Origin of the sequence: Gilvimarinus sp. DA14, from assembly GCF_024204685.1 — a bacterium.
In the GTDB taxonomy this organism is placed as follows: Bacteria; Pseudomonadota; Gammaproteobacteria; order Pseudomonadales; family Cellvibrionaceae; genus Gilvimarinus.
Genome location: NZ_CP100350.1, coordinates 2,636,967 through 2,661,454, shown reverse-complemented (window position 1 = coordinate 2,661,454; position 24,488 = coordinate 2,636,967). Strand labels below are relative to the sequence as shown.

General features: G+C 54.1%; 22 protein-coding genes. 10 read left to right on the top strand and 12 right to left on the bottom strand.

What is annotated here, in order from left to right:
• Positions 1-93 precede the first annotated feature (93 nt).
• Positions 94-321, top strand: a complete 228-nt coding sequence (locus NHM04_RS11630; RefSeq protein WP_253968850.1) for a DUF2909 domain-containing protein — start codon at positions 94-96, stop codon at positions 319-321.
• A gap of 64 nt (positions 322-385) precedes the next feature.
• Here NHM04_RS11630 and NHM04_RS11625 read toward each other — a convergent pair whose 3' ends face one another.
• The 4 genes from NHM04_RS11625 to coxB are packed head-to-tail and all read right to left on the bottom strand — an operon-like array spanning position 386 to position 4,653.
• Positions 386-1,297, bottom strand: a complete 912-nt coding sequence (locus NHM04_RS11625) for a cytochrome c oxidase subunit 3 (RefSeq protein ID WP_254263958.1) — start codon at positions 1,295-1,297, stop codon at positions 386-388.
• Positions 1,298-1,340: 43 nt separating this feature from the next.
• Positions 1,341-1,916, bottom strand: a complete 576-nt coding sequence (locus tag NHM04_RS11620; protein WP_254263957.1) for a cytochrome c oxidase assembly protein — start codon at positions 1,914-1,916, stop codon at positions 1,341-1,343.
• A 32-nt stretch (positions 1,917-1,948) separates the two neighbouring features.
• Positions 1,949-3,499: a cytochrome c oxidase subunit I gene (ctaD, locus tag NHM04_RS11615; RefSeq protein WP_254263956.1), complete on the bottom strand. Its 1,551-nt coding sequence runs from the start codon at positions 3,497-3,499 to the stop codon at positions 1,949-1,951.
• Between the two features lie 11 nt (positions 3,500-3,510).
• Entirely contained in the window at positions 3,511-4,653 is a 1,143-nt protein-coding gene (gene coxB / locus NHM04_RS11610; protein WP_254263955.1) for a cytochrome c oxidase subunit II, read from the bottom strand.
• 335 nt (positions 4,654-4,988) lie between these two features.
• Here coxB and NHM04_RS11605 point away from each other — a divergent pair, with 335 nt between their 5' ends.
• Both NHM04_RS11605 and NHM04_RS11600 read left to right on the top strand, forming a co-directional pair.
• Positions 4,989-6,347, top strand: coding sequence for an MATE family efflux transporter (locus NHM04_RS11605; protein WP_254263954.1), 1,359 nt, complete (start codon positions 4,989-4,991; stop codon positions 6,345-6,347).
• A gap of 119 nt (positions 6,348-6,466) precedes the next feature.
• On the top strand, positions 6,467-7,186 hold the full coding sequence (locus NHM04_RS11600) for a hypothetical protein (protein ID WP_254263953.1): 720 nt from the start codon (positions 6,467-6,469) through the stop codon (positions 7,184-7,186).
• Between the two features lie 15 nt (positions 7,187-7,201).
• Here NHM04_RS11600 and NHM04_RS11595 read toward each other — a convergent pair whose 3' ends face one another.
• Positions 7,202-7,450 (bottom strand): YheV family putative zinc ribbon protein, encoded by a 249-nt coding sequence (locus NHM04_RS11595; RefSeq protein WP_254263952.1) that lies wholly within the window; start codon positions 7,448-7,450, stop codon positions 7,202-7,204.
• Positions 7,447-9,537 (bottom strand): oligopeptidase A, encoded by a 2,091-nt coding sequence (gene prlC, locus NHM04_RS11590; protein ID WP_254263951.1) that lies wholly within the window; start codon positions 9,535-9,537, stop codon positions 7,447-7,449. The genes NHM04_RS11595 and prlC overlap by 4 nt, the downstream gene beginning before the upstream one ends.
• A gap of 75 nt (positions 9,538-9,612) precedes the next feature.
• Here prlC and NHM04_RS11585 point away from each other — a divergent pair, with 75 nt between their 5' ends.
• Positions 9,613-10,176, top strand: coding sequence for a gamma carbonic anhydrase family protein (locus NHM04_RS11585; RefSeq protein WP_254263950.1), 564 nt, complete (start codon positions 9,613-9,615; stop codon positions 10,174-10,176).
• Positions 10,169-10,798, top strand: coding sequence for a fumarylacetoacetate hydrolase family protein (locus tag NHM04_RS11580; RefSeq protein ID WP_254263949.1), 630 nt, complete (start codon positions 10,169-10,171; stop codon positions 10,796-10,798). The genes NHM04_RS11585 and NHM04_RS11580 overlap by 8 nt, the downstream gene beginning before the upstream one ends.
• Here the strand turns inward: NHM04_RS11580 and NHM04_RS11575 are convergent.
• From NHM04_RS11575 to NHM04_RS11550, 6 genes are all read right to left on the bottom strand, one after another.
• Entirely contained in the window at positions 10,795-13,200 is a 2,406-nt protein-coding gene (locus NHM04_RS11575) for a bifunctional diguanylate cyclase/phosphodiesterase (protein ID WP_254263948.1), read from the bottom strand. The genes NHM04_RS11580 and NHM04_RS11575 overlap by 4 nt on opposite strands.
• 103 nt (positions 13,201-13,303) lie before the next feature.
• On the bottom strand, positions 13,304-14,170 hold the full coding sequence (locus tag NHM04_RS11570) for an SMP-30/gluconolactonase/LRE family protein (protein WP_254263947.1): 867 nt from the start codon (positions 14,168-14,170) through the stop codon (positions 13,304-13,306).
• 1 nt (position 14,171) lies between these two features.
• Positions 14,172-15,737: a sodium/sugar symporter gene (locus tag NHM04_RS11565; RefSeq protein ID WP_254263946.1), complete on the bottom strand. Its 1,566-nt coding sequence runs from the start codon at positions 15,735-15,737 to the stop codon at positions 14,172-14,174.
• 97 nt (positions 15,738-15,834) lie between these two features.
• Positions 15,835-16,611 (bottom strand): SDR family NAD(P)-dependent oxidoreductase, encoded by a 777-nt coding sequence (locus NHM04_RS11560; protein ID WP_254263945.1) that lies wholly within the window; start codon positions 16,609-16,611, stop codon positions 15,835-15,837.
• A 116-nt stretch (positions 16,612-16,727) separates the two neighbouring features.
• The gene (locus NHM04_RS11555) at positions 16,728-17,432 is read right to left on the bottom strand and encodes a FadR/GntR family transcriptional regulator (RefSeq protein ID WP_254263944.1); all 705 of its coding nucleotides are present in this window, start codon (positions 17,430-17,432) and stop codon (positions 16,728-16,730) included.
• Positions 17,433-17,593: 161 nt separating this feature from the next.
• Positions 17,594-18,019 carry a secondary thiamine-phosphate synthase enzyme YjbQ gene (locus tag NHM04_RS11550; protein ID WP_254263943.1) on the bottom strand — a complete coding sequence of 142 codons (426 nt, stop codon included), beginning with the start codon at positions 18,017-18,019 and terminating at the stop codon, positions 17,594-17,596.
• Between the two features lie 165 nt (positions 18,020-18,184).
• On the opposite strand from NHM04_RS11550, the gene hpf reads away from it, so the two are divergent.
• The 5 genes from hpf (at position 18,185) to NHM04_RS11525 (ending at position 24,477) form a co-directional block, all read left to right on the top strand.
• The gene (gene hpf, locus NHM04_RS11545; protein ID WP_254263942.1) at positions 18,185-18,514 is read left to right on the top strand and encodes a ribosome hibernation-promoting factor, HPF/YfiA family; all 330 of its coding nucleotides are present in this window, start codon (positions 18,185-18,187) and stop codon (positions 18,512-18,514) included.
• A gap of 163 nt (positions 18,515-18,677) precedes the next feature.
• On the top strand, positions 18,678-20,603 hold the full coding sequence (locus NHM04_RS17380; RefSeq protein ID WP_305881943.1) for an alkaline phosphatase PhoX: 1,926 nt from the start codon (positions 18,678-18,680) through the stop codon (positions 20,601-20,603).
• A 78-nt stretch (positions 20,604-20,681) separates the two neighbouring features.
• Positions 20,682-22,310 (top strand): hypothetical protein, encoded by a 1,629-nt coding sequence (locus tag NHM04_RS11535; protein ID WP_254263941.1) that lies wholly within the window; start codon positions 20,682-20,684, stop codon positions 22,308-22,310.
• 141 nt (positions 22,311-22,451) lie between these two features.
• A complete protein-coding gene (locus NHM04_RS11530) occupies positions 22,452-22,844 on the top strand; it encodes a GFA family protein (protein ID WP_254263940.1) in 393 nt (130 codons plus the stop codon).
• A 130-nt stretch (positions 22,845-22,974) separates the two neighbouring features.
• Positions 22,975-24,477 (top strand): arylsulfatase, encoded by a 1,503-nt coding sequence (locus NHM04_RS11525; RefSeq protein WP_254263939.1) that lies wholly within the window; start codon positions 22,975-22,977, stop codon positions 24,475-24,477.
• Positions 24,478-24,488: the final 11 nt, after the last annotated feature.

Here is a 24,488-nt window from a genome sequence, read left to right as displayed (position 1 = left end):
GATAACTCATTTAGCCAACAAGCATTTAGAGTTATCTGGCTTTGCGTTAGTATCGCTGTGTATCCATTCGTATTCTAATAATCAGGGTTCACTATGTGGCTTAAAATTATTATCTTAATTCTGTTTATCGGCGTGGTCTTAAGCCTGACCGCCGGATTAAATTATTTACTGCGCGATGCCGGTGTACCCGGCACTAAGCGAACGCTTTACGCGCTGGGCATTCGTATTACCCTCGCTATTTTGATGATGATTTGTGTGGGTTACGGTTTTTACAGTGGTATTCTGACCGACACCGCGCCCTGGGATCAGCACCTGCGCTAAAACTCTTTGTAGTGCTGGCTGCACTACCCTGGGCCAAGCTTATTCTCGGCCCAGGGTAAAAGCGTTAACCAAATACATACACCACAAAGAACAGACCTACCCAGACCACATCCACAAAGTGCCAGTACCAACTGGCCGCTTCAAAGCCGAAGTTATCGTCGGGTTTAAAGTGACCTTTTAGCACCGAGCGCAGCCACATCACCAGCAGCATAATGGTACCCATGGTCACGTGGGCACCGTGGAACCCTGTGAGCATAAAGAAGGTGGTACCGTAAATACCGGACTGCAACGTCAGGCCCAGCTCTTGGTAGGCGTGAATATATTCTTCGGCCTGCAGGAACAAAAAGATAAAGCCCAGCAGCACGGTCACGCCCAACATAATGTTGAACTGTTTGCGGTTGTTGTTTTTGATGGCGGTGTGAGCAAAGTGCACGGTGACACTCGAGCTTAACAGCACCACGGTATTCCAAAACGGCAGCCAGCTAAACAGCCCGCCAAAGCCCGGCCAGCTCATGGCGGCTTCGGGGCCCACTTTAATCGCGTTCTCGGCATTGGCGGCCATATCCGGCGTGGTCATTAGCGGCCATTCGTTGGCAAAGCCCGGCCACAGTAAAACGTTGTCTACGCCGTCACCCTCGCCCGCCAGCCAGGGCAGTGCCAAAGCGCGAATATAAAACAGTGCACCGAAGAAGGCGGCAAAGAACATGACCTCAGAGAAAATAAACCAGCCCATACCAATCACGTAGGAGCGCTTTAACTGCGGGCTGTTAAGCCCCGCCATATTTTCGCTGATGACAATGCTGAACCAGTTCCACAGCACCGCGGCAAAGGTTAAGCCGCCGGCAAAAAACAGCCAGGGGCCAGACGAATTGCCATTCATCCAATTGGCTGCACCAAATACCGTTAAAAACAAACCAAAGCTGGCAAAAATTGGCAGCTTGCTCTGTTCCGGTACGTAGTAGGTTCCTCCACTCATAATTCTACTCCCCGCGCAAAATGTTATTGTTCTGCGGTTAATGTTATTGGTCGGTAACGACCATGCTTAACAACTCGTCTTTGCTGAAGCGGTCGGTGACATCAAACAAGGTATAGCTGAGCGTTACCGTTTTGATGTACTCGGGCAGATCCTGGTCGATGATAAAGTACATCGGCAGCTCTGCCTCGGTGCCCGCCAACAGCGCCTGTTGGTTAAAACAAAAACATTCGGTTTTGTGAAAGTAACTGCTTGCCTTGTAGGGCGTTAGCGAGGGAATCGCCTGGCCGATCATATCTTTACCGGTGGTGTTCTTAACCCGGTAATTAATCCGCGTTTGCTCGCCCGGATGAACCGTTACGGTTTTTACCTCGGGGCCAAACTGCCAGGGCATACCCTCGTTATTGGTGGCGACAAACTGCACTTTAATTTCTCGGCTGGTGTCGACGACTGCCTCCACCGCTTCGTACTTGGTGCCGGTTTTGCCGTTTAACCCGGTTATTTCACAAAACGCATCGTACAGCGGCGGCATAATAAAAATCGCAAAGACGAACATGAAACTCACGATGGCGGTTAACTTTACCGTTAATCGTGTGTTGGGGTTTTCCGGCAACCACTTCATGTTCGCTCTCTATACCGCCCGCTCACCGATGCTTACTTGTACTCCGGAGGCGTTTCAAAGGTGTGGTAAGGCGCCGGTGAGGGTACCGTCCACTCCAAGCCTTCGGGGTTTTCCCACACTTCGTCGGTGGCTTTTTTGCCGCCGATAATGGTGGCGATCACGTTGTACAAAAACAGTACCTGCGCCGCACCGAACAAGAAGGCGCCCACCGAGGAAATCATATTCCAGTCGGCGAACATCATGTTGTAGTCGGGGATACGACGGGGCATACCGGCCAAGCCCGAAAAGTGCATGGGGAAGAAAGTCACGTTAAGGCCGATAAACGCCAGCCAGAAGTGCAGCTTGCCCATGGTCTCGTTGTACATATTGCCGCACCACTTGGGCAGCCAGTAGTACACGCCCGCGGTGATCGAGAAAATCGCACCGGGCACCAGCACATAGTGGAAGTGCGCCACCACAAAGTAGGTGTCGTGATACTGGAAGTCCGCCGGGGCGATGGCGAGCATCAGGCCCGAGAAACCGCCGATGGTGAACAAAATCACAAAGGCAATGGAGAACAACATGGGGGTTTCAAAGGTCATGGCACCTTTGAACATGGTTGCGACCCAGTTGAACACTTTTACCCCTGTGGGCACGGCGATCAGCATGGTGGCCCACATAAAGAACAGCTCACCGGCAATGGGCAGGCCCACGGTAAACATATGGTGCGCCCAGACCACAAAGCTTAAAAAGGCAATGGCGGCAGTGGCGTACACCATAGACGCGTAGCCAAACAGCGGTTTGCGCGCAAAGGTGGGAATGATCGCCGAAACAATACCAAAGGCCGGCAGAATCATGATGTACACCTCGGGGTGACCGAAGAACCAGAACACATGCTGGAACAGTACCGGGTCACCGCCACCGGCGGCATCGAAGAAGCTGGTGCCAAAATGAATGTCCATCAGCATCATGGTGACCACACCCGCCAGTACTGGCATAACCGCAATCAGCAAGAAGGCGGTAATTAACCAGGTCCAGACGAACAGCGGCATTTTCATGTAGGTCATGCCGGGGGCGCGCATATTGACGATGGTGGCGATGATATTAATCGCACCCATAATCGAGCTGGCACCCATAATGTGGATGGCGAAAATAAAGAAAGTCACCGACGGCGGTGCGTAGGTGGTTGAAAGCGGTGCGTAGAAGGTCCAACCAAAGTTGGGGGCTCCACCGTCCATAAACAGCGTGGACGAGAGCATTGCAAACGCAAACGGCAGAATCCAGAAACTCCAGTTATTCATGCGCGGCAGTGCCATATCGGGCGCGCCTATCTGCATGGGAATCATCCAGTTTGCCAGGCCCACAAACGCGGGCATAACCGCACCGAACACCATCACCAAACCGTGCATGGTGGTCATCTGGTTAAAAAAGTTGGGGTCAACGATTTGCAGGCCGGGCTGGAACAACTCGGCGCGAATCACCAGGGCGAAAATACCGCCCAGAAAAAACATGGCAAAACTAAACCACAGATACATGCTGCCAATATCTTTGTGGTTGGTGGTATACAACCAGCGCGTAATGCCTTTTGCGGGACCGTGAGCCATTGTCTACCTCCTTATTTGCCCTGTTTATGGTTATAAATATCGAGCGGTTGAGCCAAATCGCCCATGTTGTTACCCCAAGCGTTGCGCTCGTAGGTAACCACGGCGGCGATATCGACTTCAGACAATTGCTCACCAAATGCCTGCATAGCGGTTCCGGGCACGCCGTTTACCACTACGTCTATGTGATCTTGAATGGGGCCGACCGCAATGCCCTCTTTCAGGCTGGGGAAGGTGCCCGGTAGGCCCTCACCATTGGCCTGGTGACAGGCGGCGCAGGAGCGGTTGTAAACCTCTTCACCCTGGGCGTAGAGCTCGTCAAAGGTAAAGGTTTTTTCAGTCAACTCGGCAAGCGCGGCGGCGGCGGCTTTTTTCTCGTCCAGCCAGGCGCGGTATTCCTCTTGGGTTTTGGCCTCCACCACAATGGGCATAAAGCCGTGGTCTTTACCGCACAGCTCGGCGCACTGGCCCCGGTAGGTGCCGGGCTCTTCAATAATTGCCCAGGAGTCGTTAGTAAAACCGGGGATGGCGTCGCGCTTAACGCCGAAGTCGGGTACCCACCAGTTGTGAATCACATCGTTGGCGGTGACGATAAAGCGGATTTTTTTGCCCACTGGCAGCACCAGGGGTTCATCCACTTCCAACAGGTAATTGGGGTTTTTCTCGGCGAAGCCTTCAATTTCATCGCGCGGAGTAGAGAGGTTACTGAAGAAGCTTACATCCTCGCCCAGAATTTCGTACTTCCAGCGCCACTGGTAGCCGGTAATTAATACATCGACTTCGGATTCGCGGGTGTCGTACAAATTAATAAGGGATTTGGAGGCGGGGATGCCCATCAGCACCAGGATTAAAATCGGGATGGCGGTCCAGGTTAACTCGAGCCAAGTGCTCTCGTGAAAGTTGGCCGGTTTAACGCCGCGGGATTTTCTGTGCAGGAACATGCTGACAAACATGACTCCAAACACCACGACCCCGATACCAACACACCACCAGAACATCTGCATATGCAGGCCGTGGATGTCTTGACTGACCGGCGTCACCCCCCGGGTCATATTGAACTTCAACGACTCAGTTTCGTCTGCCAGAGCTACGTGGCTCATCAGCAGCACTGCGAAACCGAGCACACGGGCACAGAGCCCACCTGCTGCTTTCAACATTGCCCATCTTCTCCGTAAATGGTTTCGTTATGATTATTGTTAGGAAGAGCACGATACCTTCTGGCTCACCTTTATTTTTTGTTGCGTCGAAATGCCATCGCACTTACTGTGCCGCCAAATTACCGCCACAAAACACCCGCGCAAAGGTATCGCCACTTTGTTACAACGAGTGGGATTCGCTTTGTGAGTTTATTAGTACCGGCGAAAAAAGCGGAAGGGTACGACAAATAAACTGCGGCAAATCGTCGCAACTACAGGCGATAATGTGGCCATAGGGCAGCAAAAAAGTCAAACAATTTATCGCCAATTCGTTCACTAGCCAGACAAATTGCACAATGAAAACTCTGATCAACGCCACAAGCATTCACCGCTGGCAGCACTACCACCGCGGTGTCTGGCCGCTGGTGTGGCCCATTTTACTGAGCAATTTATCGGTGCCTTTGTTGGGCGCGGTGGACACCGCCATTCTCGGCCACCTGCCCGAGGCCAGGTACTTGGGGGCCGTGGCAGTCGGCAGCAGCATTATCACTATGCTGTTTTGGTCCCTGGGCTTTTTGCGCATGGGCACCACCAGTTTAGTATCGCGCGCCGTGGGCAGCCGCGACTTTGATGAGTCTTTTGTCCTGTGGCTGCGCTCGGCGGTATTGGCATTACTGTTGGCGGCACTGGTGATCGGACTCGGCCAATGGCTAATTCCCTTCGCTATCAGCCTGATGGCACCCGCCCCCGATGTGGCGCCACTGGCCGCTAGCTACTGCCAAATTCGCCTGCTCAGTGCGCCTGCCACCCTGGTTAATTACACCTTGATTGGCTGGTTTATCGGCCAGCAGGACACCCGCCGCCCGCTGCTTATTCTGGTATTTACCAACGGCCTGAACATTTTTTTGGATTTAATACTGATTCTCGGCCTGGGGCTCAACAGCGATGGCGCGGCCTGGGCCAGTGTTTGCGCTGAGTACTCGGCAACCCTGCTGGGCCTGATACTACTGGCTCACAAATTACGACGCTTACCCGGGGTGGCGCAGTTGCGACAGCAATTGGCAAAACTGGGCCAGTTACACGCTTATCTGCCCCTGTTAACGGTTAATCGCCACCTGTTTGTACGCACCGCCTGTCTGCTTGGGGTGTTTACCTTCTTTACCGCCCAGGGCGCCCGTGCCGGGACCCATGTGGTCGCAGCCAATGCCATTTTGCTGCAACTGCTGATGCTGACATCCCATGCGCTGGACGGCTTCGCCCACGCCGCTGAAGCCCTGTGCGGCAAGGCCACCGGAGAGAGAAATCGCGCCGAGTTTTTGCGCGTTTGCGGCGCCACCACCTCGATGGCACTGGCCACAGCGCTGGGGATCAGCCTGGTGTTTGCCCTGGGCAAACCCCTCTGGCTGAATTTGTTTACCGCCATTGAGCCGGTGCTGTTGGAGGCATCGCGCCAGTTTATCTGGATAATCGCCCTGCCTCTGTTGACCATTTGGGCCTACCAGCTAGACGGTATATTTCTCGGCGCGGGGCTCACCCGAGCCATGCAATACACCATGCTGGGCTGTATGTTGGCGGTGTTTTTTCCGCTGTGGTATGGCAGCCAAGAGTTGGGGAACACCGGCTTATGGCTGGCATTTTGCGGTTTTAACTTATCACGCAGCCTGGCAATGGCCTGGGTATTCAGACGGTACCTGCGCGCTCGGCCGATGGCTTAAAAGCCCGTCTTTACAATTTTCCGGGTGGCATTCGCTTGCATTGCTGCGCTTTTATATTATTTTTTAGAAGGTCAGGGTCTGATGGCCCGATTCAATCCCGTTTTATCCAAGGTAGGTCTATGCAGTTACGGGTTAACAACAAACGTTTTACAGAGATTATTGTGACCCCGGCCACCTCCGAACCTACACCTTTTGTCGACCGTATAGACGCCATTCGCCACCTGATTGACAGCGCCGCGCAAGCTGATGGTGAAACCGTATCACTGGTAGACCGATTGCACCTGCGCAGCCATCATTTGCACAGCTCTATTCACTTGGCAGCGGATACTGCACCGTTGTTGCTGGCCGACTTTGTGGTGCGTTATATCGAGCATGTGCCTGACTTTATCGAGGCAATTTACTCCATCGCCAGTGAAGCCGGCATTACCGAGGGCGTTGAGCCGCTGCTTAATATTGCCGTGGACTACTTTTTACACCCGCCGGATTTGCTGAAAGGCCACAGCGCGATGGAGTCTTTGTTGGACGAGGCCTATCTCGCCCATCGTCTGTTGGAAGAGATGAACGACCGTTTTATCGGGTTGTGCGGCGCCCCACTGGTACCCATGGATATGACCCGCGCCAACCTGATTGCCCACGAATTAATCGGCGAGCCCTTCGCCAATGAGCTGGATCAGGCCGTGCTGTTCTCGGCCGATTTACTACTGACCGAGTACAACTTTAAGGGCGAAGCCTTTGAGCGGTTTTTTACCAAGCACCGTGAACAGGGCTGGTCGGTAGAGCTATCGCGCTGGCCTTGCCTGGCGGCAGACCGCGCGATTTTTCTGAACTTTGAGCGCTAAAACCAAGCTTTTCGCTTATTTATCTTGCGAGTCTAACGGCAGAATCTTAACCACATCTTCACCGCTTTGCGCTTGCGTCTGATTCACCCGAGTGGGTAGCTCGCGGCTGTTGGCGGGAAAATGCAGCTCGTCCAAAAATCCACACGAGACACACTCCCGAAAGTCTTTACCGTCTTTGCTGAACACCTTAATCCGATCCAGCGCTTCGCAGCGCGGGCAGACGGCCCCGGCGAGAAACCGGGGCGTAGTACTGTAAACACTCACGATGCCTCCTCCAACAAACCGCTGTGACGCAACAGTGGCTCGATGGACGGCTCGCGCCCGCGAAAGCTGACAAACAAGTGCATAGGCTCGCGCGAGCCGCCGCGCTGAAGAATTTCCTGCAAAAAGCGGGTACCGGTTTGCGGGTTAAAAATGCCCTCTTCCTCAAACGCCGAAAAGGCATCTGCCGACAGCACCTCGGCCCACTTGTAGCTGTAGTAGCCCGCCGCGTAACCGCCGGCAAAGATATGGCTAAAACCATTTTCAAAGCGATTAAACTCGGGCTGCGGAATCACCGCCACCTCGCGGCGCACCTCGGCAATTAAGTCGGCGGCGGATACCGGGTGTTTTGGGTCGTACTCGGCGTGCAAACGAAAATCGAATAGCGAGAATTCCAGCTGACGCAGCATTTGCATGCCCGACTGAAAGTTTTTTGCCGCCAACATTTTGTCCAGCAGCGCTTTGGGCAAGGGTTCGCCGGTTTCATAGTGGCTGGAGATCAGACCGATCACCTCTTCCTGCCAGCACCAGTTTTCCAGAAATTGACTGGGCAGCTCCACCGCGTCCCAGGCGACGCCGTTAATACCGCTTACCGCCGCAATATCAATCTGCGTCAGCATATGGTGCAGGCCATGGCCAAATTCGTGGAACAAGGTGGTGACTTCATCGTGCGTGAGCAGCGACGGAGTATCACCCACCGGCGGGGTAAAGTTGCAGGTTAAAAAGGCCACTGGCTGCTGTAAGCCGCTTTCGGTCTGGCGACGCACCCGGCAATCTGCCATCCAGGCGCCACCGCGTTTGTGCTCGCGGGCAAACAAATCGAGATAAAAACTGGCGATCTGCTGGCCGTCTTTGTAAATGTGATAAAAGCGCACGTCCGGGTGCCAGGCATCAAAACTTGCTACCGGCAGAATATCGATACCAAACAGCCGGCCCACCACCTCAAACATACCACTAATGACCTTCTCAGCGGGAAAGTAAGGGCGCAGCGCCTCCTGGGAGATATCGTACTTTTGCTCGCGCAGCTTTTCGCTGTAGTAGGCCAAATCCCACGCCTGAATATCATCGCAGCCCTGTTCGGCGGCGTAAGCCTTCAGCTCGGCAAAGTCGGCCTCGGCCTGGGGCTTGGATTTCTCTGCCAGCTGCTGCAAAAAGTCCAGCACCTGCTGCGGCGATTCGGCCATTTTGGTTGCCAGCGAGCGCTCGGCATAGTTATTAAAGCCCAGCAATTTAGCCAGCTCGTGGCGCAGAGCCAGAGTTTCAGCGATCAGGCCGGTATTATCCCACTCGGCGGCGCTGGAACCGTCGGCCTTGAGTCCCAAATGAGAGGCGCGGGTGACGAAAGCGCGGTAAATTTCTTCGCGCAAGCCGCGATCTTCGGCGTACATCATCACCGCCAAGTACGAGGGAAAATCCAGAGTAATCACATAGCCACCCAAAGGCGCGCCATTGTCGTGTTTTTTCTGCTCACCGGCCTGTTGCGCCTGGGCCAACGCCGACTCGGGTAAGCCTGCCAATGGCTCGGCTGTATCAAAGTGCTTGTACCAGGCGCCGGTGGCATCCAGCACATTATTGGCAAAGGTGGTCGATAGCTCGCTCAAACGTTTGACGATATCACCGTAGCGTTTTTTCTCTTCCCCCTCGAGCGCCACCCCGCCTAACTTAAAATCCCGCAGGGCGTTATCCACCACCTTTTTCTGGGTGGTGTTCAAGCTCTGGTACTCATCGCTGTCGGCCAACCTTTGATAGGCCTGATACAGCTCGCGATTTTGTGATACCTCTGTGCTGTACTCGGTTAACAGGGCGATGCTGGCGTTGTAGGCGTCGCGCAACTCGGGGTTATTGGCCACCGCGTTTAAGTGGCTGACCGGCGAGAAAGCTCGTTCCAGCTTGTCGTCTTCGGCCTCCAGAGGGGCTACCAAGTTGTCCCAGGTAGGATGTTCGAGGCTCGCCAGCAGCTCGGCCAGGTGCGCTCGACCCTCGTCGATCAGCTGGCGTACCGCCGGCTCCACATGTTCGGGTTTAATCTGGCTAAACGGCGGCAGGGCCGCGTCGTTTAACAGTGGATTGGCTGCGGTTTGCTCGGTCATTCTTCCTCCGGTTGGGACAGCTCGTAGTCTTGGGTATGATACACCGCTTAACAGGCGTCGCGACGAGGTATCCCCGTGAATTCTAAAGTGCATAACGGCGAAGCGATTCGCCCCTTTCAAAACACCGCGCCTCAGCTCGGCGAGCGCGTGTATGTCGACCCCTGCGCGCTGCTGATAGGCGATGTCACTGTGGGTGCAGATTCCTCCATCTGGCCCTTTGCCGTGGCGCGCGGCGATATGCACTCTATACGTATAGGCGAGCGCAGCAGTATTCAAGACAACACGGTGCTGCATATTACCCATGCAGGGCCTTTTAACCCGGATGGCTTCCCGCTGACCATTGGCGATGACGTGACTGTGGGCCACAGCGCCTGCCTGCACGGCTGCAGCATCGGCGATCGGGTTTTGGTAGGCATTGGCGCTACGGTGTTAGATGGCGCGGTGTTGGAAGATGAAGTCATTATCGGTGCGGGCACGCTAGTGCCGCCTGGCAAGCGTCTGGAGTCGGGCTTCTTGTACGTGGGCTCGCCGGCAAAACAGACGCGGCCGTTAAAGGACAGCGAAAAAGAGTTTTTCCGCTATTCGGCAGGCAATTACGTCAAGCTGAAAGATCAGTATCTGGAGCAAGCCGATGCCTGATTTCGCGCCAGGCGGAAAAATTATCTGTATCGGCCGCAACTACGCCGAACACGCCGCCGAAATGGGCCACGACCCGGAGCGCAGCCAGCCTTTTTTCTTTTTCAAACCGGCAAGCGCACTGCTGTTGCCCGGTGAGGATTTTATTTACCCGGACTTTAGTCGCGAGGTGCACCACGAGTTGGAGCTAGTCGTGCGTGTTGCCGTTGGCGGCCGACATCTAAAAACCGAGCAAACCGAGATTAATGGCTTTGCGATTGGGCTGGATATGACCTGTCGCGATTTACAGCGCGTGGCCAAACAACAGGGACGCCCCTGGGAGCTGGCGAAAGGCTTTGACGGCTCGGCGCCCTGTTCGGAATTTATTGCCGGCAACTTGCAGGATTTAGAAAAAACCTCAGCCATTACTCTAGAGCGTAACGGCGTTATTGTGCAAAGCGGGCTATGGCGAGATATGATCTGGAGCATTCCAGAACTGATGGCCGAAGTCTCTCGCTATATTGCTCTCACTCCGGGCGACCTGATTTTTACCGGAACCCCGGCAGGCGTGGGTGAGGTAGCGCGAGGTGACCGCCTCATTGCGCGGCTGGATGATGTGTGCAAGTTGACGCTGAGCGTTATTTAAAAAACAGCGGGCTCGGATAAATACTTTTGTGCAAAGCTCTGCGGCTGCAATGGTTTATCGAATAGATAACCCTGAATCAAAATACCGTCGTATTGTTGTAGCCACTGCGCCTGCGCGTCTGTCTCTACCCCTTCGGCGACGATAAGCAAATTCATATTGCGCGCAATGGCAATAATGGAAGCCACCATCGCAGCGTCTTGCGGGTCAATCGTAATATCGTCAATAAAAGATTTATCAATTTTTACTTTGTTGACCGGCAAGCGTTTTAAATAACTTAGCGAGCTGTAGCCGGTACCAAAATCATCCAGTGCAAAGGTAATACCTTCGTTTTGCAGCTTGCGCATTTTATCGACCACTTCATCAATATTGTGCAGCGCCGCACCCTCGGTAATTTCAAACTCCAGACAACTGCCGGGCAATTTATATTTGTACAGCACACTCATGCACTTGCCGACAAAATCGGCGTCGTACAACTGTCTCTCACTGATATTCACCGCCACCCGCATCTCGGCGGGAAAACGGCCCTGCTCTTTTTGCAGGCGAATAAACTGGCAGACATCATCCAGCAGCTGCAAACCCACCGGATTAATCATTTCGGAGTTTTCTAGAAAGCCGATAAATTCAGCCGGCTTTACCAAACCCCGGGTGGGATGATCCCAACGTATCAACGCTTCAGCCCCTACCAGCGAGCGCGCGTGCAGATCAATTAATGGCTGCAAATAAAAGGTAAAGTGGTGTTCGGCATAAGCGGCACGAATATCCGATTCAAGTTGTAGCAGGCGGTTAACTTCTTCGGCCATTTGCGGTTCAAACACCCGGTAATTGCTGTGGGCGCGACGCTTGGCTTCGTTAAGGGCGGTGTCTGCCTGAGATAACAGCGTTTCGACGGTAATCTCAGCCAGCGGGTAAAGCGCAATACCCACGGTGGCATTAACGGAAAAATCTTGATTGGCCAAGGTCACCGGGTGGCTAATGGTTTGCAAAAACCGTTCGGCCACTTGTTCGGCACGCGCGCGAGCCTCCTCAGTAGTACCGCCAATTTCGGGCATAGAGAGAATAAATTCATCGCCCCCCAAACGCGCTAAAGTTTCTGGCTCGCGCACTCGCATGGCCATGCGCTGGGCAATATGCAGCAGCAGCTCATCGCCCAATGAGTGACCCATAGTGTCGTTAATACGCTTAAAATCATTCAAATCTATTAACAGTACTGCGCCGTAACGGTTGCTGGCTTTGCACTTGTGTAAATCCTCCTGCAACTGTTCCAGAATACGGTTGCGATTGGCAAGCCCGGTTAAGGTATCGCAGTAAGCGAGGTACTCTACTCGCTCTTCAGCCTCTACCAGTTCGGTAATGTTATTCAGCACCACTATCACATGGGTCATGTGCTCGGAGACAAACGGCACCAGCGACATCTGCATTACATGGCTTTCATTGTGCACGCCACTCAAGTGCTGCTGGCGATTAAACACCGGCGCCTGCTTGCGACAGACTCGCTGAATCAGCGCGCGAATCTGACTGGCTTCTTTCACTTCGCTGCGTTGCAGTAGCTCAAAAAAGTTGTTCGGCTCCAGGGGCAAAAAATAGCGTTTAAAGGCCTGGTTATAAAACAGCAGATCGCCGTTTTCATTGACCGCAAATACCTGGTTGGGGCTGGCATCCAGAATCAAACTTAATTGTTGTTGCTGGTGCTGCAGCTCGGTGTGCTTTTGATTAAAGTTGGTCAGCAGACGGTTGGCAGAGTTGACAATATAGCCCAGCTCGTCCTGCTCGTGTTTACGTAAATGGGGAATATTGGTGACCGGAACTTTGGTGTGATCAAGCGCGGCGAAGCGCGATGCCAGTGTGACCAGCGGGCGGGTCAAGAGAAAGTGATACACCAACACCAGTACAAAAGCCAAACCAATATTGCGCGCGGTACCCGTCAATAGCACGCGCCAGGCGCGCTGGTAAAAAGGCATTAAGGCCTGGTCTTTATTCAGCTCAAGTTGCAAGGTGCCCGAGGGCATATTGGAAGAGGTTTGTAGCGGGTATTCAAAGACCTCTTTGTCGCCCACCAATAAAGTGGTGAGCCATTGCGTGGGGCTCGGCTCAAGCGCGCGGCGACGCTCAGCCATTAGATGATCCTGATCATCAAAAATAGCGATATAACTGAGAAAGCGGTATTCGGAAAGTCCTTCTACGACTTGTTCAGCGAGGCGTTCATCCAGCAGAAAAACAGCGCGCTGCGCTGCGGTGCGACTTACACGGCTAATTTCATCGACACCGGCGCGAATTTCGCGGTACTGCGAGCGAAAATCCAGATACACCTGCAGGCTGGCGACTAAGACCCCCAAAACAACGACCACCACAAAGCTGGTGCGAGCCAACTTGTACGAAAGTCGTTGCAGAAGATCTACAGTCATATAGCAAGCCGAATGGTTGTTGGTCGGCCGCCTTGCCTGTCCCCACACGCCGATCCTGTTGGCGTATTTTTTATGATAATAACGACGAACTCAGCGGATTACATTATTTTATTTGCCCGCGATCACAGAGCCGCCCCTGGAAAGGTGTCCGGTACACGAAAACATTGCCGGCTCTCGGTTCGCGCTTGCGCTCGGTCTGAGTCATATTTTCCCAGGCGCTGGTCACCACTAAATGGTGCAGCTGCGGCCCACCAAAAGCAACACAGGAAGGCTGAGATACAGGTAACTCAAGAGTCGCAATAACAGCCCCGGTATTACTGTAGCAAACCACCTGCGCCCCGCCCCACTGGGCACTCCACAGGTTCCCCGCCGCATCGGTACAGGCGCCGTCCGGAAACACGCCCTCCGGGGTGCGTGCAAACAACCGCCCGCGACCTAAATGGCCACCGCAGAGGGTGAATTCGTGAATTTCGCGGCGCGGCGAATCGGCATGATAGGCGCGCTTACCATCCGGGCTCCAACACAGGCCGTTGGCGATTTCCAGCCCCACACGCTCCTCGCTTAAGCGGCCATCGTAACGATAGAGCTTGGCCTTTTGCGCACCGGGTGACAGAGTGCCCGCCCAGAAATTTCCCCAGGGATCGACGCGACCGTCGTTAAAGCGCGCGGCCCCCTGCAGGGCGGGCCGTGCCAGCCACTGGCGTTGACCGGTGGCTGGCCAAAAGTAACCGATGCCCGAGGCAAAGCTGCAGATAAGCTGACCCAGTTCGCTGGTAAAACCGAACGCGGTAATGGCCTCGGGCGCGGGCCAGCGCTTTAGCTCGCCGCCGTCAATCGCGGCGCTGTAAAGACACTGGTCGAGAATGTCGGTCCACCACAAGCGCTGCTCTATATCATCCCAGAGCACACCCTCGCCCAGCTCACAGCCAACGGCAATTTCGGCAACTAACTCAACAGTATCGATGGCCACATTACCACCAGGTGAGGTAAAGCGCCGCCGTAATGACTACTACACCTATGCTTAAAAGCTTAAAGCTGGCGTTGGTGGAGAAGTCGATACCCTGCAAGTCGATTGCTTTAGCCTGCTCGCGACTACCCGTTGCCAAGGTAATACCCACCGACAGAGCAACACAGAGTAAAAACACTACGCCCACGCGATCCATAAACGGAAACTCGGGCAGGAACTTCCAAAACAGCGCCGACAAAATCACCGAGGCAAACGCCGATACCAGCGCCGACAGAGCGGTGGCTTTTTTCCAGAAAAAGCCCAGCAAAAAGATGCTGACAATGCCGGGAGTAAAGAAGCCGGTAAACTCCTGAATAAACTGGAACGCCTGCGGGAAGTTACCCAGCAGTGGACGGGCAATAATGACCGCTACAACCATTGCCAGTACAGCCACCACGCGGCCCAACCAAACCATTTTGTGCTCAGTCGCCTGCGGGTTGATAACGCGCTTGTAAATATCCACTGTGAAGATCGTGGAAATTGAATTAACCATTGAGCCCAAGGATGAGGCGATCGCAGCCACCAGAGCCGCAAAGGTAATGCCTAAAAGCCCTTGTGGTACCAGTTTCATCATTTCGGGGTAAGCTTGGTCTGGCTTGTCTAAATCCGGCGTTAACATGGCCGCGGCAATACCGGGCAGCACCACAATCACCGGCATCAGCAATTTCAGGTAAGCCGCAAAGGCGATACCTTTTTGCGCTTCGGCCAGGCTTTTGGCAGCCAGGGTGCGCTGGGTGATGTATTGGTTAAAGCCCCAGTAGGACAGGTTCATAATCCACAGGCCGCCCACCAGCACGGAGATACCGGGCAAGCTGACATAGTGCTCGTTGGAGGGGTCGAGAATCATATCGAACTTTTCGGGCATTTCGGCCAGCATAATGCTAAAGCCTGTCCAGGCGCCCTCGCCGTCGGCAATTTTATCCAATGCCAGGTAAGAGACCAGCAGCCCGCCGAAAATCAGCAGTACCACCTGGATAATATCGGTCATGGCCACGGCTTTAAGACCGCCGTAAATTGAATAACCCACCGAGAACACGGCGAGGAAGATCAGGCCGTACACCAGCTCCAATCCGGTAATGGCATTAATGGCCAAGGCGCCCAGCCAGAGCACCGAGGTAAGATTTACCAACACATACAGCGCCAGCCAGAACACGGCCATAATGATCCGCACTCGGTGGTCATAGCGCTCTTCGAGAAAGTGGGGCATGGTGTAAATGCCCTTGCTGAGGAAAATCGGCAGAAAGTATTTACCGATAATCAGCAGCGTAATGGCCGCCATCCACTCGTAGGAGGCTATCCCCAGACCGATGGCAAAGCCCGAGCCGGACATACCAATAATTTGCTCGGCGGAAATATTGGCCGCAATCAGTGACGCACCAATGGCCCACCAGGGCAGCGACTTGCCCGCGAGAAAGTAATCTTCGGTATTTTTATCGTGGCCGGCTTTTTCCCGCGATACCCACCAGGCAATGGCAACCAGGGCCACACAATAAATAACAAAGGCCGCTATATCGACCGCAGATAAAGACATAGGCAACTCCAGAATGGTCTCTTAGAATAATTATTCCGCTTGAGCGGGTTTATTGTTGTGTTTTTACCTTGCAATCAAACAGCGGGAATGCCGAGAACTACAGGCGTCCGCCGTCTACCACAAACTGTTGACCGGTAATCATAGCCGCGTCGCTAGATGCCAAAAACAGCGCCATATTGGCCACATCGGAAGGCATTAGCCGCCGTTTCAAACGCACACTTTCCATCCACTGGGCTTCCATTTCCGGGGTGAGCCATTTCTCCAATTGCTTATCGGTGGCTACCCAGCCCGGAATAATGGCGTTCACACGAATATTATCCGGCGCAAAATCCGAGGCAAGTGCCCGGGTAAGCCCCAACAAACCGGCCTTGGCGGTGACATAGCTGGGCATCTGGGCCGGGCCCAGCACAGCGTTGATGGAGCTGAAGTTGATAATTGAACCACCGCCACTGGCGGCCATACCCGGGGCAATGGCGCGGGTGGTAAAGAAAGCGGCGTCTAGATTGACCGCGAGTGAGCTGTGCCAATTTTCATCCGACAAGCTGCGCGGGTCGCAGCGCTTGTCGTTGGCAACATTATTGATCAACACTTCGATTGTGCCGAGCCCAGCCTCGATGGACTCGATAGCACGGCGCAGTGCGGCCACATCGGTGACATCACAGGGCTGGAAGATTACCGCGCCGGGGTAGCTGGACTCCAGCTCGTGGCACAGCTGCTCACCATCGGCTGCAGCGATATCCACAAAGCCAACCTTGCACCCCTGGTACAAAAAGGCTTCAACCATGCACGCCCCAATACCCGTAGCGCCGCCGGTAATAAATACCGTTTGGCCCTTCAAGCTGGGGTAGAGCGTACGCTCAGCGGTTTGGGACATGTCTCACCTCTAAACACCGACTCGGTAAAGTTTCCGATTGGGTGCAGAGTATATCGCTTTGCGCCAGTGAATGCTGCGTCAGATATGAACTAATAATGCCCTTATAATCCGATCACCTAAGAGGCGGCGGCCACGGGGGCGACATCGGCGCGACTACCGGTGAGCGCCAGCAGGCGGGTCATAGCGCCGCGGGCGGCTAATTCGTTGGCCTCCGCTATGGCTTCCACTACGGCCTGATAATCGGGAAGGCCATCTGGCGAATAGTGCCCAGCAGCCACCTCAACGCCTATGGCAATACGGATAAAATGGCACAGCTGGACAAAAAACCGATTGCCACTGGCCTGCAACACTGCGGAGTGAAAGTCGATAACGGCTTCGAGTGGGTCCTCCGCGCCGCGCGCTGCGGCGGCAAGACGCGCCAGCCCGCCCTCAAGCTTTGCCAGGCTCGCCTCGCTGCTGCGCCGTGCGGCCAGCGCCGCAGCGTCGGGCTCCAGCGCCAACCGCAATTCAGTAAATTCGCGCTGCAAAGCCAGCGAGGGCCGGCCACTGAAGCTCCACTGCAACACATCCGGATCAAATACATTCCAGGCCGAGGGCGGCAGCACCCGTATACCCTGACGCGGGCGCGATGAAACAAGTCCCTTCGCGGTGAGCATTTTTACCGCTTCGCGAATCACGCTGCGGCTGATCTGATAGTCGCGACACATCTGCGCCTCGGTGGGGAAGCTATCTCCCACCGGGTACTTGCCCTGCACAATTGCGCGCCCTAATTGATAGGTAATCTGATGGGTGAGATTGCGGTTACCATCAAAGGTGCTCATAGTCCGTTACCACTCGATATAGTTGAATCATCCCGTACAGCATTATCGGTTATTTTTTGCCAATGTTACCGCAACCATTGGCAAAAATCTGCCTAATTTTAGGCTTAAAACCTAAAAATTAATGCACACGACCTGATAGCGTTATCATTATCGTAAAGTGGTTACCACGGCTTGCCGTTGATGGTCGCGACCAACCGACGCGCACCACCGCGATCGCGATGCTCCCCCAGGTAAATACCCTGCCAAGTACCCAGATTTAGCCGCCCATCACTGATCGGCACCATCACGCTGGCACCTAAAATACTGCTTTTGATGTGCGCGGGCATATCGTCATCGCCCTCGTAATCATGCTCATAGTAGGGTGCCCGTTCGGGCACAAACTTATTGAAGTGCCGCTCCATATCACCGCGCACTGTAGGATCGGCATTCTCATTTATGGTCAGGCTGGCGGAGGTGTGCTGAATAAACAGCTGCAGCCATCCCATGGCCACACTTTCTAAATCCGGCAGCTGACGCTCTACCTCGCCGGTTATAAGGTGAAAACCCCGGGTTTTGGGGGCGAGCTGAATTTCCGCTTGAATCCACATAAAACATCTCCCAGTCAATCTGATCTGCGTAAATATTACAGATCTGTCAAATTTTCCTCAGTTCGTGCTTGATATTTTGCCGCTTCGGGCTCATGTTTAAACCGTGGCCCAGCAAAAAGGGCCGCACAACGACTCCAGAGGTAAGCGGTAAAAGGAAGCAAGTCTATGCAAATCAATGTATCCGGTCATCACGTTACTGTTACTGACGCTATCAAAGAGAATGTAGAAGCAAAGTTTGGCAAAGTCGCCAATCATTTTCCCCAGCTCGACTCCCTTAATATCACCCTTACCGTAGAGCGCGCGAGCCAGAGTATTGAGGCCACAACCCAATATCTGGGCGCCCCGGTAGCCGTACAAGCGGCCGACCACGACATGTACACCGCCATCGCTCAGGCGGCGAAAAAAATGGAGGCGGCTCTGGCCCATCGCAAAGGCGCGGTGAAAGGTAACCGTCACGACAAACCCGCGCTCGACGCCGACGCCATAGCCAGCTAGCCATACATTTTTTATCATCTCTAGTAATAAGCCACAGCAATTGCTGTGGCTTTTTTGTCTTTAAAGATTCACGAAAACTTCACCGAACAGTTCTTTACCCGTCATTTGTTCTCCCTAATGTTGGCCGTCGTGCTTAGTCAGCCATAAAAAACGAGGAGATCACATGACTTTTACTTTAAACGGAAAAGGCCGTCTTGCTCTGGCGGTTATCAGTGCAATGATGCTCGCCGCCTGTGACGGCGACGATGGCAACGATGGCGCCCAGGGCCCGGCTGGCCCGCAGGGTCCCGCAGGCCCTCAGGGTCCCGCCGGTGAAGACGGCGCCGATGGAGAAAACGGTGCCGACGGCAGCGATGGCGCAAATGGCTCGGGCGGCGGCAATGCCAGCCTGATGACTCCGGGGTTGACCCGTCTGGCCACCGTGCCCGCGGGGGCGGAAGTAACTGGTGCCTACGTAACTGAGTGGGGCGACCTGTTCTTTAACGTGCAGCATCCAAGCGACGCTAACACCGCAGCCGACAGCGAAGGCAAAGTGTTTAACCACGGCACTGTAGGGGTGTTGGCGGGCGTTAACATCAACAACCTGCCGAAAAATCTCGTCTCTGTGGGTGTACCGCAAACTCAACAGGAGCGTGAAACCGTTCAGGTTGCTTACGGCGAATATCAAGTGATCGCGCAAACCATGGATACCTTTGGCGGCGCTATGCCCGAAGGCCTGGGTACTGTAGTGGCAACTGACAAATCCACTACTGTCGCCTCCATCGATGATCCGGACTTTAACGGCTTTATCGCAACCGGCGACAACCAGGGCTACCTGTTCACCAACTGGGAGTCCATCCCAGGCGCCATGAGCCGCTTAAAGCTCAATAAAGACGCCAGCACCGGTTACTGGAGCGTCGACAGCAACGATGTGCAGATGCTGGACTTTGGCACCTACGGCACCATCGCCAACTGCTTCGGTTCAGTTTCCCCCTGGGGCACACCACTGACCTCTGAAGAGTGGGGCAACCAGGGCGATGATACCCAAGAGTGGAACGACCCATCGCAGCAAACAGCGCGCGACATGCTGGCCATGTACATCGACCCAACCGCCACCGATGCCGATGGCGCGTCGAGCTTCCCTAACACTTACCGCTACCACTACATCGTGGAAATTACCGAGCCCACCAGCGACAAGCCGGTTCCGGTTAAGCATTACACTTTAGGCCGCTTTGAGCACGAAAACTCTATCGTAATGCCCGACTCAAAAACCGTATACCTGTCGCAGGACGACACCAACGGTGTGATGTTCAAGTTCGTTGCCGACACCGCGGGCGATTTGTCAGCCGGTACTCTGTTCGCCGCCAAGCTAACTCAGGACGCCGGTAGCTTCGAGCCGCTGACCACAGGCTTTGATGTCCAGTGGATTGAGCTGGCTCACAGCGACAACACCACCATTGACGGTTGGATCGCCGACTTTGACGACATTACCACTGCCGACTTTGTGGAAGGCCAAAGTAACTACCTGACCGATGCCGACGCCGAGGCCTGGGCCGCCGGTGAAGCTAACTACCCAAGCGTTGCCAATGGCGGCGGCAGCACTACTGCGGGTATGGCCATGGATGATCGCATCGCCTTTTTGGAATCTCGCAAAGCGGCACGCGCCAAGGGTGCAACCGCTGAATGGCGCAAGTTTGAAGGTATCTACGTTAACCACAAGCGCGCCGAAGAAGCGGTTGAAGGCACCGACCTGATCGAAGGCGAAGAGGTCAACCAAGCCTATGTTTACTTTGCGATCGCCGACATGGATAACGGCATGGTGGACAACGAGGGCGACATTCAACTGTCTCCACGGGTAAAAGAGTGCGGCGGCGTTTACCGCATGCCCCTGTTGACCGGCGCTGATGCCTACGATGTTAACCGCATTGAGCCGGTTGTTATGGGCTCCACCTACCGCTCTACCCTGGACGGTGCCGAGCGCTGCGACGTTAACGCTCTGTCACAACCGGATAACGTAATCGTACTGGACGACGGTCGCATTGTTATCGGTGAAGACGGCTTCCAGGAAAATAACACTCTGTGGATGTACGACCCCACTGTTAACGAATAAGCCATTATTTTATTTCCGCTTGTCAGGAGCCGCTTTGCGGCTCCTTTTTTCGTATAAGAAATAGCGAAAGGTACAAACATGTATCGCACAGTTTTTTTGTTCTTGCTCGCCGTGTGTTGCAACACCGGCTGCGACCAACAACCCAACTCCACTAGCTTAGTCAGCAGCGCTCAGGCCGACTCGGGATTTATTCCCCAACATCCGCCGCAGGCCTATATTGAGCACGGCGAAACCTATAATCCCGAAGCAGTAATACCACCCCAGTGCTACACCAAAACCGAAGGCAAACATAACCCCTGCTATATTTGCCATCAGAGCTACAGCGACAGAAACCGCCCCAATATGATGAACGACGGTTTCCTGCAGGGCGCCTACGATTTCTCGGATATTGGCAACACCAACCGTTGGGCTAACTTATTTAAAAACCGGCGCGCCGAAATCGGCGACATTAGCGACGAATTTATGCGCCGCTACATCGACCAGGACAATTACACCGCCCTGGCCAACTGGCTCGAATCGGACGCATGGCAAGGTCAGGCGCCCAACATCAAAAACCTGGCCGAGGGCGCCGATGCCTTCGATGAGCACGGCCTGGCAAAAGACGGCAGCCGCTGGGTGGCATTCAATTACAAACCTGTTCCCAGTACCTTCTGGCCCACCAATGGCTCTACCGACGATGTCATGATTCGTTTGCCGGAAAAGTTCCGTCAGGTAGATGGCAACTATTCGCGCGATGTTTACTTCGCCAACTTAGCGCTGGTGGAAATGGCCATAGCCGAGACTCAAGTCACCAGCACCCTCGCTCTGAATGAGCGCGCTGCAGGTATCGACTTTAACGGTAATGGCGAGCTAGAAGCGCAAATCACCGAGATACCGCGCCGCGATACCTACTTCGGCGATGCCGCAAAAGTAAGCGTCGCCCACATGCTCTACCCCAAAGGCACAGAGTTTTTACATACAGTGCGCTATGTGGGCGTGGATGGCGACGAGATCGTCAATTCCCGGCGTATGAAAGAAGTACGCTATATGCGCAAACACTCGTTCATGCCCAAAGAGCGCCTGAAAAACAGTTACTACCGCGAAGCCAAAGAAAAACATTTTGGCAATTTGCCGGCGGTCTCAAGCCACGGCGACAGAGGCACCAGTAACGGTATGGGCTGGCTACTGTGGGGCTTTATTGAAGACGCCAACGGCGAGCTGCGCGAGCAAAACCAACAGGAGACTTTCTTCTGCATGGGCTGCCACAAAACCATCGGCACCACCATCGACAGTACCTTTGCCTTTGCCCGTAAAAAACCGGGCGCAGCTGGCTGGGGCTATATCAATTTAAAAACCCTGCAGGACACTCCTAACCTGGGCGAGCAACAGGGCGAGTATTTAACCTACCTGCAGCGCGTGGGCGGCGGCGATGAGTTCCGGCAAAATGCCGAAATGCTGCAGCGCTGGTTTGACGACCAGGGCCAGGTGGATGTTGCCAAGGTACAGGCGCAAGAGTCGCTCTACGATCTAATCACTCCCTCTACCCGCCGGGCGCTGGATTTGAATAAGGCCTACTACCGCATTGTGCAAGAACAGAGCTTTATCTTCGGCCGCGATGCGGTGCTCAGCCCCGCCGATAACGTATTCCGGGAAATCGATACCAGCATCGAACCTCTGGCCGGTGAATTCCGCCACCAGTGGGATATTCGCCTGGATTGGGAGCATTAAGCGCAGTACCAAACAATGGGCAGGGAGGCCCATCAGTCCACTAGTAATAAATACCCTGACCTCTCTGCGCTAAGTTGAGTAACAGCCTCACATCTCTCCTATACTCTGCTTTTATCCATTTGCGAGTAGGAGGTTCACACCATGCAAGGAAACTGCCTGTGCGGCGCCATTTCTGTTACCGCGCCAGATGCCGAAGAAGTTGCCCTGTGCCACTGCCAAATGTGCCGCCGCTGGGGCAGCGGGCCCATGCACGCGATTCACTGCGGCGCAGGGGTGAACTTTAGCGGTGCCGAACCCAGTCGGTATCAATCATCAGACTGGGCCGAACGCGGCTTTTGCAACAACTGCGGCACCCATTTGTTTTACTATTTAATACCGGCCAAAGAATATATTTTGTCCGCTGGCCTGTTTCAAAATCATACCTTTAGCCTTACCACCGAGGTCTTTGTGGACGAAGCACCCGGCTATTACCCTTTGCAGGACAACACCAGCAAAATGACCGGCGCGGAAGTCTTTGCGCTATATAAACAATAGCCACTAGACGCCGCGAAAGACAACCAGCCACCCTGAGCAGACAGGTAATGAAATGTCTCTATATTTCCATACCTTCATAAAAATCGTCTACTCTTAAACACCCATCAAGCAATCTATACAGGACGTTGCAATGAAAAAACTGACCTTTCATAAAGTAATGAGTGCTATAGGTGCTCTATTGCTATCAGCGTCGGTAACCGCTGCCGACAAACCCAATATTTTGGTGATCATGGGCGATGATATCGGCTGGTTTAACACCAGCGCCTACAACCACGGCATGATGGGCTACACCACCCCCAATATCGATCGAATCGCCGACGAAGGTGTTCTGTTCACCGATGGTTATGGTCAGCAAAGCTGTACCGCTGGGCGCGCCGCTTTTATTACCGGTCAATCGCCTAAACGCACCGGTCTGTTAAAAATTGGTATGCCCGGCGACCCCATTGGTATTTCGGAAAAAGACCCCACCCTGGCCGAACTGCTCAAACCCCTGGGCTATACCACCGGCCAGTTTGGCAAAAACCATTTGGGCGATTTAGATAAGTTTCTCCCAACCAACCATGGTTTCGATGAATTTTTTGGCAACCTTTACCATCTGAACGCGGAAGAAGAGCCGGAAAACCCCGACTACCCCAAAGATCCTGAGTTTCGCAAAAAATTCGGCCCCCGCGGTGTGATTAAATCGACCGCCGACGGTAAAGTTGAAGATACCGGCCCCTTGACCAGCAAGCGCATGGAAACCATTGACGAAGAGTTTTTGGCCGCCACACTCGATTTTATTGAACGAGCGCACAAAGCCAATAAGCCTTTCTTCGTGTGGCACAACACCTCGCGGATGCATATTTTTACCCACCTGAAACCCGAGTCGGAAGGTAAAACCGGTCGCGGTATTTATGCCGACGGGATGATCGAGCACGATGGTCAGGTCGGCGTGCTGCTGGATAAACTGGACGAGCTGGGCATTACCGATAACACCATTGTCGTTTACACCACCGACAATGGCGCAGAGAAATTCAGCTGGCCCGACGGCGGCACCAGCCCCTTCCGCGGCGAAAAGGCCTCAACCTGGGAAGGCGGTATTCGCGTACCCATGTTAGTTCGCTGGCCCGCTCAGATTTCTGGCGGACAGGTTAACAACGAGATCATTTCGCTGGAGGACTGGGTGCCGACACTGATGGCCGCAGCCGGTGATTCCGATATTAAGGCGAAACTGTTAAAAGGCCACCAGGCTGGCAACAAGAAGTTTAAAGTACATCTGGATGGCTACAATGTCTTGCCCAACCTGACAGGCAATTCAGACGAGTGGCCGCGCAACGAGTTCTTTGCCTTTGTGGATGATGGAACTCTGGGGGCGGTGCGCTATGGCCCCTGGAAAGCACATTTCTCTATCCAGGAACACGACGGTCTGGGCTCTTGGATGCACGCACAAACCGTCTTAAAAGCACCACTGCTGGTTGACCTGCGCGCTGACCCCTTCGAAATGGCACCCGAAGACTCGTCTTACCACGACGACTGGATGGTGCGGCACATGTACGCGTTCGTCCCGCTGCAAAACTTAGTGAAAAACTTTATGGCGACCTTTAAAGAATTCCCGCCTCGCCAGGAAGGCGGCAGTTTTACGCCGAAACAGTAAAAAACCCGGGC

Coding starts and splice junctions, on each gene's coding strand:
- NHM04_RS11555 (WP_254263944.1), bottom strand. CDS start 17,432: ATGAGCACCTTTGATGGTAACCGCAATCTCACCCATCAGATTACCTAT.
- NHM04_RS11620 (WP_254263957.1), bottom strand. CDS start 1,916: ATGAAGTGGTTGCCGGAAAACCCCAACACACGATTAACGGTAAAGTTA.
- coxB (WP_254263955.1), bottom strand. CDS start 4,653: ATGTTGAAAGCAGCAGGTGGGCTCTGTGCCCGTGTGCTCGGTTTCGCA.
- NHM04_RS11630 (WP_253968850.1), top strand. CDS start 94: ATGTGGCTTAAAATTATTATCTTAATTCTGTTTATCGGCGTGGTCTTA.
- NHM04_RS11625 (WP_254263958.1), bottom strand. CDS start 1,297: ATGAGTGGAGGAACCTACTACGTACCGGAACAGAGCAAGCTGCCAATT.
- prlC (WP_254263951.1), bottom strand. CDS start 9,537: ATGACCGAGCAAACCGCAGCCAATCCACTGTTAAACGACGCGGCCCTG.
- NHM04_RS11560 (WP_254263945.1), bottom strand. CDS start 16,611: ATGTCCCAAACCGCTGAGCGTACGCTCTACCCCAGCTTGAAGGGCCAA.
- NHM04_RS11550 (WP_254263943.1), bottom strand. CDS start 18,019: ATGTGGATTCAAGCGGAAATTCAGCTCGCCCCCAAAACCCGGGGTTTT.
- NHM04_RS11600 (WP_254263953.1), top strand. CDS start 6,467: ATGCAGTTACGGGTTAACAACAAACGTTTTACAGAGATTATTGTGACC.
- ctaD (WP_254263956.1), bottom strand. CDS start 3,499: ATGGCTCACGGTCCCGCAAAAGGCATTACGCGCTGGTTGTATACCACC.
- NHM04_RS11530 (WP_254263940.1), top strand. CDS start 22,452: ATGCAAGGAAACTGCCTGTGCGGCGCCATTTCTGTTACCGCGCCAGAT.
- NHM04_RS17380 (WP_305881943.1), top strand. CDS start 18,678: ATGACTTTTACTTTAAACGGAAAAGGCCGTCTTGCTCTGGCGGTTATC.
- hpf (WP_254263942.1), top strand. CDS start 18,185: ATGCAAATCAATGTATCCGGTCATCACGTTACTGTTACTGACGCTATC.
- NHM04_RS11605 (WP_254263954.1), top strand. CDS start 4,989: ATGAAAACTCTGATCAACGCCACAAGCATTCACCGCTGGCAGCACTAC.
- NHM04_RS11580 (WP_254263949.1), top strand. CDS start 10,169: ATGCCTGATTTCGCGCCAGGCGGAAAAATTATCTGTATCGGCCGCAAC.
- NHM04_RS11565 (WP_254263946.1), bottom strand. CDS start 15,737: ATGTCTTTATCTGCGGTCGATATAGCGGCCTTTGTTATTTATTGTGTG.
- NHM04_RS11525 (WP_254263939.1), top strand. CDS start 22,975: ATGAAAAAACTGACCTTTCATAAAGTAATGAGTGCTATAGGTGCTCTA.
- NHM04_RS11575 (WP_254263948.1), bottom strand. CDS start 13,200: ATGACTGTAGATCTTCTGCAACGACTTTCGTACAAGTTGGCTCGCACC.
- NHM04_RS11535 (WP_254263941.1), top strand. CDS start 20,682: ATGTATCGCACAGTTTTTTTGTTCTTGCTCGCCGTGTGTTGCAACACC.